This window comes from Streptomyces sp. NPDC007991 (assembly GCF_042958445.1).
In the GTDB taxonomy this organism is placed as follows: domain Bacteria; phylum Actinomycetota; class Actinomycetes; order Streptomycetales; family Streptomycetaceae; genus Streptomyces.
In genome coordinates this window covers 73,799-87,928 of sequence record NZ_JBIBJD010000012.1, presented here as the reverse complement: position 1 = coordinate 87,928, position 14,130 = coordinate 73,799, and the positions used below count along the sequence as shown (strand labels likewise).

Sequence of the window (14,130 nt, the reverse complement as noted above, 5' to 3'; positions counted from 1 at the left end):
GCCCAACAAGGAGAGCAGGGAACCCAGATGGCGGAGCTCACGATCCGGCCGGAGGAGATCCGGGACGCGCTGGAGAACTTCGTCCAGGCGTACAAGCCGGACGCGGCCTCGCGCGAGGAGGTCGGTACGGTCACCTTCGCCGGCGACGGCATCGCGAAGGTCGAGGGTCTGCCCTCGGTCATGGCCAACGAGCTGCTGAAGTTCGAGGACGGCAGCCTCGGTCTCGCCCTCAACCTCGAGGAGCGCGAGATCGGCTGCGTGGTCCTCGGCGAGTTCAGCGGCATCGAGGAGGGACAGCCGGTCAGCCGTACCGGCGAGGTCCTGTCCGTCGCGGTCGGCGAGGGCTACCTCGGCCGCGTGGTGGACCCCCTCGGCAACCCGATCGACGGCCTCGGCGAGATCGAGACCGACAGCCGTCGCGCCCTGGAGCTGCAGGCTCCGGGCGTCATGGTCCGCAAGTCGGTGCACGAGCCGATGGAGACGGGCTACAAGGCCGTCGACACCATGACCCCGATCGGCCGCGGCCAGCGTCAGCTGATCATCGGCGACCGCCAGACCGGCAAGACCGCCCTGGCCGTCGACACGATCATCAACCAGCGCGACAACTGGCGCTCGGGCGACCCGAACAAGCAGGTCCGCTGCATCTACGTCGCCATCGGCCAGAAGGGCTCCACGATCGCCGGCGTGCGCGGCGCTCTGGAGGAGGCCGGCGCGCTGGAGTACACGACCATCGTCGCCGCCCCGGCGTCCGACCCGGCCGGCTTCAAGTACCTGGCGCCGTACACCGGTTCGGCCATCGGCCAGCACTGGATGTACCAGGGCAAGCACGTCCTGATCATCTTCGACGACCTGTCGAAGCAGGCCGACGCCTACCGCGCCGTGTCGCTGCTGCTGCGCCGCCCGCCGGGCCGTGAGGCCTACCCGGGTGACGTCTTCTACCTGCACTCCCGTCTGCTGGAGCGCTGCGCCAAGCTCTCCGACGAGATGGGTGCCGGCTCGATGACCGGTCTGCCGATCGTCGAGACCAAGGCCAACGACGTCTCGGCGTTCATCCCGACCAACGTCATCTCCATCACCGACGGCCAGTGCTTCCTGGAGTCGGACCTGTTCAACGCCGGTCAGCGTCCCGCGCTGAACGTCGGTATCTCGGTCTCCCGAGTCGGTGGTTCCGCCCAGCACAGGGCGATCCGCCAGGTCTCCGGCCGACTGCGTGTGGACCTCGCCCAGTTCCGTGAGCTGGAGGCGTTCGCCGCCTTCGGTTCCGACCTGGACGCCGCGTCCAAGGCGCAGCTGGAGCGTGGTCAGCGCATGGTCGAGCTGCTGAAGCAGCCGCAGTACCAGCCGATGGCCACCGAGGACCAGGTCGTCTCCATCTGGGCCGGCACCACCGGCAAGATGGACGAGGTTCCGGTCGCCGACATCCGCCGCTTCGAGAAGGAGCTGCTGGAGTACCTGCACCGCAAGGAGCAGGGTCTGCTGACCTCCATCCGCGAGGGCGGGAAGATGTCGGACGACACCCTCCAGGCCATGGCCGACGCCATCGCGGAGTTCAAGAAGCAGTTCGAGACCTCCGACGGCAAGCTGCTCGGCGAGGACACCCCGGCTGCCGGTAAGTGACGACGGAAGGGACCTGACTCATGGGAGCCCAGCTCCGGGTCTACAAGCGTCGCATCCGATCCGTCTCCGCGACCAAGAAGATCACGAAGGCGATGGAGATGATCGCCGCCTCGCGCGTCGTCAAGGCGCAGCGCAAGGTGGCGGCGTCCACGCCGTACGCGACCGAGCTCACCCGGGCGGTCACGGCGGTCGCCACCGGATCGAACACCAAGCACCCGCTGACGACGGAGCCGGAGAACTCGACCCGTGCCGCGGTCCTGCTCCTCACGAGCGACCGCGGTCTGGCCGGCGCCTTCAACTCCAACGCCATCAAGGCCGCGGAGAGGCTCACGGCGAAGCTCGAAGGTGAGGGCAAGGAGGTCGACAGCTACATCGTCGGCCGCCGTGGTGTCGCCCACTACAACTTCCGCGAGCGCAAGATCGTGGAGTCGTTCACGGGCTTCACCGACGACCCGTCGTACGCGGACGCCAAGAAGGTCGCGGCCCCGCTGATCGAGGCCATCGAGACGGAGACGGCCGAGGGCGGCGTGGACGAGCTCCACATCGTCTACACCGAGTTCGTGTCGATGATGACGCAGACGGCGATCGACGCGCGGCTGCTGCCGCTCAGCCTCGACGAGGTGGCGGCGGAGGCCAAGCCCACGGGCGAGATCCTGCCGCTGTTCGACTTCGAGCCCTCGGCGGAGGACGTCCTGGACGCCCTGCTGCCGCGCTATGTGGAGAGCCGGATCTACAACGCGCTGCTCCAGTCGGCCGCCTCCAAGCACGCCGCCACGCGGCGCGCGATGAAGTCGGCCACCGACAACGCCGGAGAGCTCATCGAGACGCTCACCCGGCTTGCCAACCAGGCCCGCCAGGCCGAAATCACCCAGGAAATCAGCGAGATCGTCGGTGGCGCCAGTGCCCTGGCCGACGCGACCGCGGGGAGTGACCGATAAATGACCACCACTGTTGAGACCGCGACGGCTACGGGCCGCGTCGCCCGGGTCATCGGCCCGGTCGTCGACGTGGAGTTCCCCGTCGACGCGATGCCCGAGATCTACAACGCCCTGCACGTCGAGGTCGCCGACCCGGCGCTCGCGGGCGAGAAGAAGACGCTGACCCTGGAGGTCGCCCAGCACCTGGGTGACGGCCTGGTCCGCGCGATCTCCATGCAGCCCACCGACGGCCTGGTCCGCCAGGCTCCCGTCGTCGACACCGGTGCGGGCATCTCCGTCCCGGTCGGCGACTTCACCAAGGGCAAGGTGTTCAACACCCTCGGTGAGGTGCTGAACAGCGACGAGACCTACGAGGGCGAGCGCTGGTCCATCCACCGCAAGGCCCCCGCGTTCGACCAGCTCGAGTCGAAGACCGAGATGTTCGAGACGGGCCTGAAGGTCGTCGACCTCCTCACCCCGTACGTCAAGGGCGGCAAGATCGGTCTGTTCGGTGGTGCCGGTGTCGGCAAGACCGTGCTGATCCAGGAAATGATCATGCGTGTCGCCAACCTCCACGAGGGCGTCTCCGTCTTCGCGGGCGTCGGCGAGCGCACCCGTGAGGGCAACGACCTCATCGCGGAGATGGAAGAGTCCGGCGTTCTGGACAAGACCGCCCTGGTCTTCGGTCAGATGGACGAGCCCCCGGGCACCCGTCTGCGCGTGGCCCTGGCCGGCCTGACGATGGCGGAGTACTTCCGTGACGTCCAGAAGCAGGACGTGCTGTTCTTCATCGACAACATCTTCCGCTTCACCCAGGCCGGTTCCGAGGTGTCGACCCTGCTCGGCCGTATGCCCTCCGCGGTGGGCTACCAGCCGAACCTGGCCGACGAGATGGGTGTCCTCCAGGAGCGCATCACCTCGACCCGTGGTCACTCGATCACCTCGATGCAGGCGATCTACGTCCCCGCGGACGACCTGACCGACCCGGCCCCGGCCACCACCTTCGCCCACCTCGACGCGACGACGGTGCTCTCCCGTCCGATCTCCGAGAAGGGCATCTACCCGGCCGTGGACCCGCTGGACTCCACGTCCCGGATCCTCGACCCGCGGTACATCTCGGCGGACCACTACAACGCCGCGATGCGCGTGAAGAACATCCTGCAGAAGTACAAGGACCTGCAGGACATCATCGCGATCCTCGGTATCGACGAGCTCGGCGAGGAGGACAAGCTCGTCGTCCACCGTGCCCGTCGCGTGGAGCGCTTCCTGTCCCAGAACACCCACGCCGCCAAGCAGTTCACCGGCGTGGACGGTTCGGACGTGCCGCTGGACGAGTCGATCGCCGCGTTCAACGCGATCTGCGACGGCGAGTACGACCACTTCCCGGAGCAGGCGTTCTTCATGTGCGGTGGTCTCGAGGACCTGAAGAAGAACGCGAAGGAGCTGGGCGTCTCCTGAGCCTCGCGCTCGACGTGAGCCTCGTGCTCATACCGGAGGGGGCGGGCGCGTCCCGCCCCCTCTGTCACGCCTACTAGACTTGTAACCAACACCCGGCACTCCCGCCGGGTGGTGACCCGAGGAGCCACCCTTGGCTGCTGAGCTGCACGTCGCGCTGGTCGCGGCCGACCGTGAGGTCTGGTCCGGCCAGGCCACCCTGGTGGTCGCGCGCACCACGTCCGGCGACATCGGCGTCATGCCCGGTCACCAGCCGCTGCTCGGTGTGCTGGAGTCGGGCCCGGTGACCATCCGTACGAGTGATGGCGGGACGGTCGTCGCCGCGGTCCACGGCGGTTTCATCTCGTTCGCGGACGACAAGCTCTCGCTGCTGGCCGAAATCGCGGAGCTGTCGGACGAGATCGATGTCCGGCGCGCGGAGCAGGAGCTGGAGCGTGCGAAGGCGGAGGACGACGCGGAGGCCCAGCGCCGCGCGGACGTCCGTCTGCGTACGGCCACGGCGGCGCGCTGACTCAAGCCCGTCGTGTGATGACGTCACTCAGCCGCGGCTGGGTACCGGAGAGATCCGGACCCAGCCGCGGCTGAGGCGGATGTGGGTGTTTTTTACGTTCCGTTACCTAGGAGACGAGGAGGTCGGTGTCGATGGTCCTCGCTCTGACTGTGTGCGGAATTGTCGTGGCCCTCGTGGTGGTGGGACTGTTCGTCTTCGGTCTGCGCCGCCGGCTCATCCAGCGCTCGGGCGGCACCTTCGATGCCAGCCTGCGCTGGGACACCCCGGAGCAGGGCGACACCAACGGCAAGGGCTGGGCGTACGGGGTGGCCCGCTACAACGGCGACCGCGTCGAGTGGTTCCGGGTCTTCTCCTACTCGCCGCGCCCCCGCCGGATCCTGGAGCGTTCCGCGATCGAGGTGGCCGGCCGCCGGGTCCCGCAGGGGGAGGAGGAGCTGGCGCTGCTGTCCGACCATGTGATTCTGGCCTGTCTGCACCGGGGCACGCGGCTGGAGCTGGCCATGAGCGAGGACGCGCTGACCGGTTTCCTCGCGTGGCTTGAGGCAGCCCCGCCCGGTCAGCGCGTCAATGTGGCCTAGTCGGCGGGTTATGAAAGCCCGTTGTCGATCGCGGTCACGAGTTCGCCGTTGCCTGTGTCGCCGCTGAACTCCCAGAAGAACGCGCCGCCCAGGCCCTGGTTCCTGGCCCAGGTCATCTTCCCGGCGATGGTCGACGGGGTGTCGTACGACCACCAGTTGCTGCCGCAGTAGGCGTACGCGGTGCCCGCGATCGTGCCGGTCGCCGGGCAGGAGTTCTTGAGGACCTTGTAGTCCTCGATGCCGGCCTCGTACGTGCCGGGTGCCGGGCCCGTCGCCGTGCCGCCGGGGGCGGACTGGGTGACGCCGGTCCAGCCGCGGCCGTAGAAGCCGATGCCGAGCAGGAGTTTGGCGGACGGGACGCCTTTCGCCTTCAGCTTGGCGATGGCGTCGGCCGAGTTGAAGCCGGCCTGCGGGATGCCGGGGTACGAGGTGAGCGGGGAGTGCGGGGCGGTCGGGCCGTCCTTGTCGAACGCGCCGAAGTAGTCGTGCGTCATGACGTTGTACCAGTCGAGGTACTGCGCGGCGCCGCCGTAGTCGGCCGCGTCGATCTTGCCGCCGGAGGAGCCGTCGGCGGTGATGGCCGCGGTGACCAGGTAGTCGGGGCCGAACTCCGTGCGCAGGGCGGACATCAGGTTCCTGAAGGCCGCCGGGCCCGAGGTGTCACAGGTCAGACCGCAGGCGTTGGGGTACTCCCAGTCGATGTCGATGCCGTCGAAGACGTCGGCCCAGCGCGGGTCCTCCACGACGGCCTTGCAGGACTTGGCGAACGCGGCGGGGTTCTGCGCGGCCTGGCCGAAGCCGCCCGAGTAGGTCCAGCCGCCGAACGAGTACAGCACCTTGATGTGCGGGTACTTGGCCTTGAGCTGGCGCAGTTGATTGAAGTTGCCGCGCAGCGGCTGGTCCCAGGTGTCGGCGGTGCCGCTGACGGACTGGTCGGCGGTGTAGGCCTTGTCGTAGGCGGCGTAGGTGTCGTCGACCGTGCACTGGCCGTTCTTGACGTTGCCGAAGGCGTAGTTGATGTGCGTGATCTTCGACGCCGAGCCCGAGGTCACCAGGTTCTTGACGTGGTAGTTGCGGCCGTAGACGCCCCACTCGGTGAAGTAGCCGAGCTTGACCTTGTCGCCCTTGGGCGGCTCGGTCGTGCCGCCGGTGGTGCGCACCGCGCGGGCGCCGCTGACCGGGCCGGTCTGGCCGGCGGTGTCGCGGGCCTGGACGGAGTAGGAGTAGTCGGTGCCCTGGGTCAGGCCCGTGTCGGTGTACGACGTGCCCGTCACGGTGGCGACCTTCGTGCCGTCGCGCAGGACGTCGTAGTTCTTGACGCCCTTGTCGTCGGTCGCGGCGGACCAGGACAGTTTCACCGAGGTGTCGGTGATGTCGGAGGCGGTCGGCGTGCCGGGGGCACTGGGTGCGCTGTCGCCGGGTTCCGTGGTGCCGCCGTCGCAACTGCCGCCGTTCAGCTTGCAGTTCGCGGGGGAGCCGGAGCCGGTGCCGTTGAAACCGAAGGAGACGGAGGCGCCGGGGGCGAGGGTGCCGTTCCAGGACTTGTTCTTCGCGGTCCAGTGGGTGCCCGAGGAGGTGACGTCGGCGTCCCAGGCGGAGGTGACGGACGTGCCGGAGGGGAAGTCCCACTCGACGGTCCAGGAGCTGAGGGCCGTGGTTCCGGTGTTCTTCACCGTCCACTTGCCTTCGAAGCCGGAGCCCCAGTCCTGCGTCTTGGTGTAGCTCGCGGTGGCGGATGCCGCGGCCTGGGCCGGGCTCGCGAGGCCGACGAGACCGGCCAGCGGGAGCAACAGGGTCGCGAACCCTGCCGCGGCTCTGTGTCTGAAGCGCATGCTGCGCCTCCTCGATGGAGTGGTGGGGGGCGTGACTGAGCCTGACGCCCACTCATGGTGCGGTGAGAATAGAAAGGTCTGGACCACCGGTCAATAGGTCTGTACCATCGCGACCTGGAGCGATCTGCGACCCGGTCAGATCCCCAACTCCTGTGCGAGCACCGCCGCTTGCACCCGGCTGCGCAGCTCCAGCTTCCCCAGCAGGCGGCTGACATGCGTCTTCACGGTCGCCTCGGCCAGGTCGAGCCGCTCGGCGATCCCCGCGTTGGACAGGCCCTCGCCGAGGCAGGACAGCACCTCTCGCTCGCGCCGGGTCAGCCGGTCGAGGACGGCCGGGTCGGCCGCCGGTTCACGGGCCGGCTTCGCCGCGAACTCGGCGATCAGCCGCCGGGTGACCGCCGGGGCGATCAGCCCCTCCCCGCGCGCCACCGTCCGTACGGCCTCCAGCAGGTCCTTCGCCTCGGTGTTCTTCAGCAGGAAGCCGGAGGCGCCCGCCCGCAGCGCCCCGAAGACGTACTCGTCGAGGTCGAAGGTGGTCAGCACCAGCACGTCCGCGAGCCGCTGCGCCACCACCTGCCGGGTCGCCGACACCCCGTCCAGCCGCGGCATCTGAACGTCCATCAGCACCAGGTCCGGCCGCAGCTCACGGGCCAGGGCCACCGCCTGCTCGCCGTCCGCCGCCTCGCCGACCACCTCGATGTCGGGCGCGCTGCGCAGGATGAGGACCAGGCCGGCGCGGACGGCCGACTGGTCCTCGGCGACCAGGACGCGGATCATTCGGGTTCTCCTTCGACGGTGTCGTGGACGGGCAGGGTGGCACGAACCGCCCAGATCTTGCCGTCCGGCGAGTCCTCCGGGCCGGCCTCGAACGTGCCGTCCAGCAGCGCGGCGCGTTCCCGCATACCGACCAGGCCGGCGCCCGAGCCGGGGGCGCCCGGTCCGTCCCGGTCGCCGTACGGGCTGGTCACCGCGACCGTCAGCAGGCCGTCGGGCTGGGCGAGGGACACCGCGACCCGGCCGGGCCCGGCGTGCTTGAGGGCGTTGGTGAGGGACTCCTGGACGATGCGGTAGGCGGCGAGTTCGACGGGCGCGGGGACCGTGTCGTGAGCGGCGTCGAGTGTGACGTCGAGGCCGTTGGTGCGGGCGCTCTCGACCAGCGCGCCGAGTCCGTCGAGCGTGGGGGCGGCGACCGGGGCGACGTCGCCCGCGGAGTCCCGCAGGATCCCGATGAGCCGCCGCATCTCCGCGAGTCCCGCCACGCTGTTCTCACGGATGACGGTCAGGGCCTCCTGGGAGGTCTTCGGGTCGTCCAGGGAGAGCGCGGCCGTGGAGTGGATGGCGATCGCGGACAGGTGGTTGGCGACCATGTCGTGCAGTTCGCGGGCCATCCGGGCGCGTTCGGCGGTCACCGCCTGGGAGCGGTCCATCTCGGCGAGCAGCGCGGTCTGCTCGGCGCGCAGCCGGGCCGCCTCGGCGGCGTCGCGGTGGTTGCGGACGATCAGACCGGTGGCGGCGGGCCCGAACGCCACCACGCCGGTGACCACGCCGATCAGCAGGGCCTCGGGCTCGCGCCACAACGCGTACGGCACCACGGTCCCGGCCACCGACAGCAGCCCGGTGATCCTGGGGATGCGGTGGGCCGAGGCGGGCGGGCCGTACAGCACGGCCGCGTACATGAGGTCGGTGTACATCAGGATCGTGACCAGGTTGCCCTGCGTGACGACGTCCAGGACGATCGCGGCCGTGCCGGTCAGCAGGGCGGTGCGCGGAGCGGTGCGGCGCAGCAGCTCGCAGCCGGCCATGACCAGCAGGGGCACCAGGACCGGCCAGCGCCCGGGCAGGAGCACGTACACCTCGGTGCTCGGACGGGTGGCCAGGCCGAGCCCCCACAGCAGCAGCCCGCCGAGCAGACTGCCCAGCGCGACGTACACGTCGAAGCGGCGGGGGCGGGCGAGTCGTACGGCCATGGCACCATCCAACACGGCCGCCGGGCCCGGCGCGTGGTCCCCGCGAAGGGTCCCCGACTGCATCTTTCGATGTACCGCGGGTTCGTCAGTCGCGACGACGATGACGGCCGCGCCGGACGGGAGCCTGGAAGGGTGACGGAGAGGAGCGCATCGTGATCGTCGCCTTGATCGCCGCCTGTGAGATCGGCTTCTGGGTGCTGCTGGCGGCCGGACTGGCCTTCCGCTACCTGCTGCGCATGCGGCGTACGGGGCTGGCCCTGCTGCTGTGCGAGCCGCTGCTGGAGGTCGTCCTGCTGGTCGCCACCGCGCTGGACCTGAAGAACGGCGCCGAGCCGAACTGGACGCACGGGCTGGCCGCGCTGTACATCGGCTACACCGTCGGGCACGGCCACCGCACCGTGCGGTGGCTCGACGGCCACGCGGCCCACCGCCTCGGCGGAGCCCCGCCGCCACCGAAGCCCCCGCGCTACGGCATGGCCCGGGCGCGTCACGAGGGCAGGATCTGGATCGGCACGCTGATCGGCGCCGCCGTCGCGACCGCGCTGCTCCAACTGGCCATCTGGTACGTGGACGACCCGAGCCGTGTCACGTCCCTGGAGAGCTGGCGCTTCGTGGCCTGGCGCACGGCGGGCATCCACGGCCTGATCGCGCTCAGTTACTGGATCTGGCCGCGGAAGGCGCCGGCGGGGGAGTCCGGGATGACGCTGGAGAAGGAGAGGGTGCAGCGATGAGCAAGGCGCGCGGGAACCTGGTGGAAGGTGCCGTCACCTTCGTGATCGGCCTCGGGTTGTGGCTGTTCACCGGCGACGTGGAGGTCCCCGTCGTCACCCTCACGAAGGTCGGCGTCGTGATGATGTGCGTCGGCGGCGTGCTGGTCGCCGCCGGGCTGTGGCAGGGGGCGCGGCGCCGGGCCTGAGGGTCAGCGCTCCCCGCCCGGTACCCACAGCACGTCTCCGACCTCCCTGTTCGCCGTCCTCGCGAGGATGAACAGGAGGTCGGAGAGGCGGTTGAGGTAGGTGGCGGTCAGGGGGTTCATGACCTCGCCGTGGACCTCCAGGGCCGCCCAGGTCGAGCGCTCCGCCCGGCGGACCACCGTGCAGGCCTGGTGGAGCAGGGCCGCGCCCGGGGTGCCGCCGGGGAGGATGAAGGAGCGGAGCTTCTCCAGGCCCTCCAGGAAGCGGTCGCAGTCCGCCTCCAGCTTGTCGACGTAAGGCTGCTCGACCCGCAGGGGCGGGAACTCCGGGTTCTCCACCACCGGCGTCGACAGGTCCGCGCCCACGTCGAACAGGTCGTTCTGCACGCGGGTGAGGACCTTGACGATCTCCCCGTCCAGGCCGCCCAGCGCGATCGCCGTGCCGATCGCCGCGTTCGCCTCGTTGGCGTCGGCGTACGCGGCGATCCTCAGGTCGGTCTTGGCGACCCGGCTCATGTCGCCGAGGGCGGTGGTGCCCTGGTCGCCGGTCCTGGTGTAGATGCGCGTCAGATTGACCATATGGCCAGCGTAGTCAGGCTCCGGCCGTTCGGAACACGCGCGTGCCCACTGTCACGGACAGGGCCGTGAAACCGACGGCCACCAGCACGCCGTACAGCATGTGCGCCGTGGTGTAGGAGCCGACGAAGGCGTCCCGGACGGCGTCGACCAGATAGCGGAACGGCATCAGGTGCGACAGCGCGTCCAGCCAGGCCGGGCCCAGGCTCATCGGGAGCATCAGCCCGGACAGCAGCATCGACGGCATGGTCAGCGCGTTGATCGCCGGGCCGAAGCTCTGCGGGGTGTGCAGCTTCATGGCCAGCGCGTACGACAGCGAGGCCAGTGAGAGCGAGAGCAGGGCGACGAAGGCGAACCCGATCAGGACGCCGGGCAGCGGGGCTCGCAGGCCCATCGCCACCGCCGCCAGCACCAGCAGCACGGCCTGGAAGACGAACACCGTGGCGTCCCTGAGCACCCTGCCGAGCAGCAGGGCCAGTCGGCTGACGGGGGTGACGCGCAGGCGCTCGACCACCCCGTGGCCCTTCTCGATGATGATCGAGAAGCCCGCGAACGACGCCCCGAACAGGCCCAGTTGCAGCAGCAGGCCGGGCACGAGCAACTGCCAGGAGCTGCCCTGCCCGCCGAGCGGCAGATCCGTCAGCAGGGGACCGAAGAACACCAGGTACAGCAGCGGCATCAGCACGCCGAAGAGCAGCGCGAAGCGGGAGCGCAGGGACTGGCGGAGATAACGCCCGTAGACGAGCGCGGTGTCGTGCAACAGCATCAGGAGTCCTCTGGGTCCTAGACGGCGACGGGAGTCTGCTCGGCCGGCCCGGCACTGCGGCCGGTGATGGCGAGGAAGGTGTCCTGGAGCGAGGCGTCGATCGAGCCGCCGTAGCGGAGCTTCAGCGCGCTCGGGGTGCCCTCGGCGGCGACCACCCCCTGATCGACGACGACCAGCCGGTCGGAGAGGGCGTCGGCCTCGTCGAGGTAGTGCGTGGTCAGGAAGACGGTCGTGCCGTGCTCGTCGCGCAGCCGGCGCACCAGGTCCCACAGGTCGGCCCGGCTGCCCGGGTCGAGACCGGTCGTCGGCTCGTCGAGGAACAGCACCTTCGGGTGGTGGGTGAGCGCCATCGCGATGTCCAGGCGGCGCCGCTGCCCGCCGGAGAGCGCCGCGCACGTGCGGTCGAGGAACTCGGTGAGGCCCAGGTCGCGGGCGAGTTCCTCGGCGCGCTCGGCGGCCCGGGCCTTTGTCAGCCGGTACAGGCGTCCCTGGGTGACCAGCTCCTCGCGCACGCTGATCTGCGGGTCGACCCCGCCGGACTGCGCCACGTACCCGCAGGCCCGCCGCACGCCGGCCGGGTCGGTCGCCAGGTCGCAGCCCGCGACGGTGGCGGCGCCTCCGGTCGGTTCCAGCAGGGTCGTCAGCATCCGCAGCGTGGTCGTCTTGCCGGCCCCGTTCGGGCCGAGGAAGCCGAGGATCTCGCCCTCGCGGACGGTCAGGTCGATGCCGCGCACGGCGTCCACGGGGCCGCGCTTGGTCCGGAAGGTACGGGCCAGCCCGGCCGTACTGATGATTGCCATGCCGACAGAAAAACAGAGTCTCTTAAATTTTGCAATGGCTCCAAGTTTTCATCGTGCCCACGGAAGCTAGGATGCGGGCATGGCAGAGGGGCTCAGGGAGCGGAAGAAGCGCGAGACCAGGCAGCGCATCTCGGACATCGCCACCGGGCTGTTCCTGGAGCACGGGTTCGTGACCGTGACGATCGCGGACGTGGCGGAGGCGGCCGACGTCTCCGTGAACACCGTCTACAACTACTTCCCGGCCAAGGAGGACCTCTTCTTCGACCGCTCCCAGGGGGTCGTCGACCGGCTCTCCCGCTGGGTGCGCGGCCGGGACGCGGGGGAGTCTGCCGCCCGGGCGGTGCTGCGCGAACTGCGCGCCGAGATCGAGGCCGTCTCACCGCGGATGGGCCTCATCGAGGGCTACGACCGTTTCATGCGCTGCATCGAGGAGGCGCCGCCGCTGCGCTCCCGGCTGTGGAGCATCCAGCAGGAGCTCCAGGACAACCTGGAGGCGACCCTCCGCGAGGAGGCGGATTCCGGGGAGGGCGACCCGCTGCCGGGCCTGATCGCCGGTCAGATCTGCTGGATCCACGGCACCGTCTTCGTCGCCATCGGCCGCGAGATGACCAAGGGGCGCAACCCGGACGAAGTGTCCCGGGAGATGCTCGTCCTCCTCGACGACATCGAGGAGCTGTTGAGCGAGAAGGTGCTCAACTACGCCGTCCGTGGCGCGGGATGACCCCTGCTGGTGTGATGTCCGTCATGTGAGACGTGACGCGCGTTACTTACTGGTCACACAGGCCCTCACGAGCGCTAGTGTCCGCCCGAGAGGCAGACATAAGCAGCGCGTCAGGGGAGTCGCACAGTGGCACGGAAGCTCGCCGTCATCGGAGCCGGCCTCATGGGATCCGGCATCGCCCAGGTCTCCGCACAGGCGGGCTGGGACGTGGTCCTGCGTGACGTCACCGACGAGGCGCTGAAGCGGGGCACCGACGGCATCAAGGCCTCGTACGACAAGTTCGTCGCCAAGGGCAAGCTGGAGGCGCACGACGCCGACGCCGCCCTCGCCCGGATCACCGCGACCACCGACCTGGACGCCGTGGCCGACGCGGACGTCGTCGTCGAGGCCGTCTTCGAGAAGCTCGAAGTCAAGCACGAGATCTTCCGCGCGCTCGACAAGCTCGTGAAGGACGAGGCGATCCTCGCGTCCAACACCTCCGCCATCCCGATCACCAAGATCGCGGCCGCGACGGAGCGCCCCGAGCGGGTCGTCGGCACGCACTTCTTCTCGCCCGTGCCGATGATGCAGCTGTGCGAGCTGGTCCGCGGCTACAAGACCAATGACGAAACCCTCGCCAAGGCCCGGGAGTTCGCCGAGTCGGTCGGCAAGACCTGCATCGTCGTCAACCGCGACGTCGCCGGCTTCGTGACGACCCGTCTCATCTGCGCCCTGGTCGTCGAGGCCGCCAAGCTGCACGAGTCGGGCGTCGCGAGCGCCGAGGACATCGACCTCGCCTGCAAGCTGGGCTTCGGCCACGCCATGGGCCCGCTGGCGACGGCGGACCTGACGGGCGTCGACATCCTGCTGCACGCCACGAGCAACATCTACACCGAGTCCCAGGACGAGAAGTTCGCGGCTCCCGAGTCGATGCGCCGGATGGTTGACGCCGGTGACATCGGACGCAAGAGCGGGCAGGGCTTCTACAAGCACTGAAACCGCACATGCCCCGGGAGCATCACACCCCCGGGTGAATTCGGTATCGGTTCGCTTACAGGAAGCAACCTCTGCCCCCCTCACGCAGTCAGAGGTTGCATCACCGGCATCAGAACGCGGAGCACGAGACGCACGCACGGGGAGCACATATGCACATCAGGGGCGACCACGCCGAGCTGGTCGTCGGGGGCCGCCTCGACGTCCGGAGCGCGGCGGACGCCCGTACGGTCCTGCACTCGGCCGTCGACGACGGAGTCGGCGACCTGGTGCTGGACCTGTCCGAACTGGACTCCTGGGACGCCACCGGACTCGGTGTGATCATGGGAGCTCACCGGCGGGCCGGCCGCTGCGGCCGGCGCCTGGTCCTGCGCGGCGTGCCGCCGCAGATGCAGCGCCTGCTGGTGGCCACCCGCCTGCACCGGATCCTGGCGATCGAGGGGGGCATCGGGGTGGAGTCATTGCCTCGCGTGTGACAATTCTGTGCGGGTGTGAACCGGGCGAC

16 protein-coding genes are annotated in these 14,130 nt (G+C 69.6%); 10 read left to right on the top strand and 6 right to left on the bottom strand.

Annotated elements, in window-relative coordinates:
- The first annotated feature begins 27 nt into the window (after window positions 1-27).
- From atpA to ACFZDA_RS31355, 5 genes are all read left to right on the top strand, one after another.
- On the top strand, window positions 28-1,617 hold the full coding sequence (gene atpA, locus ACFZDA_RS31375) for a F0F1 ATP synthase subunit alpha (protein WP_391088274.1): 1,590 nt from the start codon (window positions 28-30) through the stop codon (window positions 1,615-1,617).
- Window positions 1,618-1,637: 20 nt separating this feature from the next.
- Entirely contained in the window at window positions 1,638-2,555 is a 918-nt protein-coding gene (locus tag ACFZDA_RS31370) for a F0F1 ATP synthase subunit gamma (RefSeq protein ID WP_391088273.1), read from the top strand.
- Window positions 2,556-3,992, top strand: coding sequence for a F0F1 ATP synthase subunit beta (gene atpD / locus ACFZDA_RS31365; protein WP_086601185.1), 1,437 nt, complete (start codon window positions 2,556-2,558; stop codon window positions 3,990-3,992).
- A gap of 130 nt (window positions 3,993-4,122) precedes the next feature.
- Window positions 4,123-4,500, top strand: a complete 378-nt coding sequence (locus ACFZDA_RS31360) for a F0F1 ATP synthase subunit epsilon (RefSeq protein ID WP_391088271.1) — start codon at window positions 4,123-4,125, stop codon at window positions 4,498-4,500.
- 131 nt (window positions 4,501-4,631) lie between these two features.
- Window positions 4,632-5,078, top strand: coding sequence for a DUF2550 domain-containing protein (locus tag ACFZDA_RS31355; RefSeq protein ID WP_086565274.1), 447 nt, complete (start codon window positions 4,632-4,634; stop codon window positions 5,076-5,078).
- Between the two features lie 8 nt (window positions 5,079-5,086).
- Here the strand turns inward: ACFZDA_RS31355 and ACFZDA_RS31350 are convergent, their stop codons facing one another.
- From ACFZDA_RS31350 to ACFZDA_RS31340, 3 genes are all read right to left on the bottom strand, one after another.
- Window positions 5,087-6,910 carry a glycosyl hydrolase family 18 protein gene (locus ACFZDA_RS31350; protein WP_391088269.1) on the bottom strand — a complete coding sequence of 608 codons (1,824 nt, stop codon included), beginning with the start codon at window positions 6,908-6,910 and terminating at the stop codon, window positions 5,087-5,089.
- 135 nt (window positions 6,911-7,045) lie between these two features.
- Complete coding sequence (locus ACFZDA_RS31345; RefSeq protein WP_391088268.1) at window positions 7,046-7,687, bottom strand: response regulator; 642 nt, start codon at window positions 7,685-7,687, stop codon at window positions 7,046-7,048.
- Entirely contained in the window at window positions 7,684-8,877 is a 1,194-nt protein-coding gene (locus ACFZDA_RS31340; RefSeq protein WP_391088266.1) for a histidine kinase, read from the bottom strand. Before ACFZDA_RS31340 ends, ACFZDA_RS31345 begins: the two co-directional genes overlap by 4 nt.
- 152 nt (window positions 8,878-9,029) lie before the next feature.
- Here ACFZDA_RS31340 and ACFZDA_RS31335 point away from each other — a divergent pair, with 152 nt between their 5' ends.
- Together ACFZDA_RS31335 and ACFZDA_RS31330 are read left to right on the top strand one after the other, a co-directional pair.
- Complete coding sequence (locus ACFZDA_RS31335; RefSeq protein ID WP_391088264.1) at window positions 9,030-9,608, top strand: hypothetical protein; 579 nt, start codon at window positions 9,030-9,032, stop codon at window positions 9,606-9,608.
- On the top strand, window positions 9,605-9,793 hold the full coding sequence (locus ACFZDA_RS31330; RefSeq protein ID WP_391088262.1) for a DUF5708 family protein: 189 nt from the start codon (window positions 9,605-9,607) through the stop codon (window positions 9,791-9,793). Before ACFZDA_RS31335 ends, ACFZDA_RS31330 begins: the two co-directional genes overlap by 4 nt.
- Window positions 9,794-9,796: 3 nt before the next feature.
- Here ACFZDA_RS31330 and ACFZDA_RS31325 read toward each other — a convergent pair whose 3' ends face one another.
- Genes ACFZDA_RS31325 through ACFZDA_RS31315 form a run of 3 tightly spaced genes read right to left on the bottom strand, consistent with a single transcriptional unit; the run spans window position 9,797 to window position 11,932 of the window.
- Window positions 9,797-10,369: a cob(I)yrinic acid a,c-diamide adenosyltransferase gene (locus ACFZDA_RS31325; RefSeq protein WP_391088260.1), complete on the bottom strand. Its 573-nt coding sequence runs from the start codon at window positions 10,367-10,369 to the stop codon at window positions 9,797-9,799.
- A 13-nt stretch (window positions 10,370-10,382) separates the two neighbouring features.
- On the bottom strand, window positions 10,383-11,132 hold the full coding sequence (locus ACFZDA_RS31320; RefSeq protein WP_391088258.1) for an ABC transporter permease: 750 nt from the start codon (window positions 11,130-11,132) through the stop codon (window positions 10,383-10,385).
- A gap of 17 nt (window positions 11,133-11,149) precedes the next feature.
- On the bottom strand, window positions 11,150-11,932 hold the full coding sequence (locus ACFZDA_RS31315; RefSeq protein ID WP_391088257.1) for an ATP-binding cassette domain-containing protein: 783 nt from the start codon (window positions 11,930-11,932) through the stop codon (window positions 11,150-11,152).
- Window positions 11,933-12,011: 79 nt separating this feature from the next.
- On the opposite strand from ACFZDA_RS31315, the gene ACFZDA_RS31310 reads away from it, so the two are divergent.
- From ACFZDA_RS31310 to ACFZDA_RS31300, 3 genes are all read left to right on the top strand, one after another.
- Window positions 12,012-12,653 (top strand): TetR family transcriptional regulator, encoded by a 642-nt coding sequence (locus tag ACFZDA_RS31310; RefSeq protein ID WP_391088255.1) that lies wholly within the window; start codon window positions 12,012-12,014, stop codon window positions 12,651-12,653.
- Window positions 12,654-12,779: 126 nt separating this feature from the next.
- Entirely contained in the window at window positions 12,780-13,628 is an 849-nt protein-coding gene (locus ACFZDA_RS31305) for a 3-hydroxybutyryl-CoA dehydrogenase (protein WP_391088253.1), read from the top strand.
- A gap of 149 nt (window positions 13,629-13,777) precedes the next feature.
- Window positions 13,778-14,101, top strand: coding sequence for an STAS domain-containing protein (locus tag ACFZDA_RS31300; RefSeq protein WP_186284954.1), 324 nt, complete (start codon window positions 13,778-13,780; stop codon window positions 14,099-14,101).
- The last annotated feature ends 29 nt before the right edge of the window (window positions 14,102-14,130 follow it).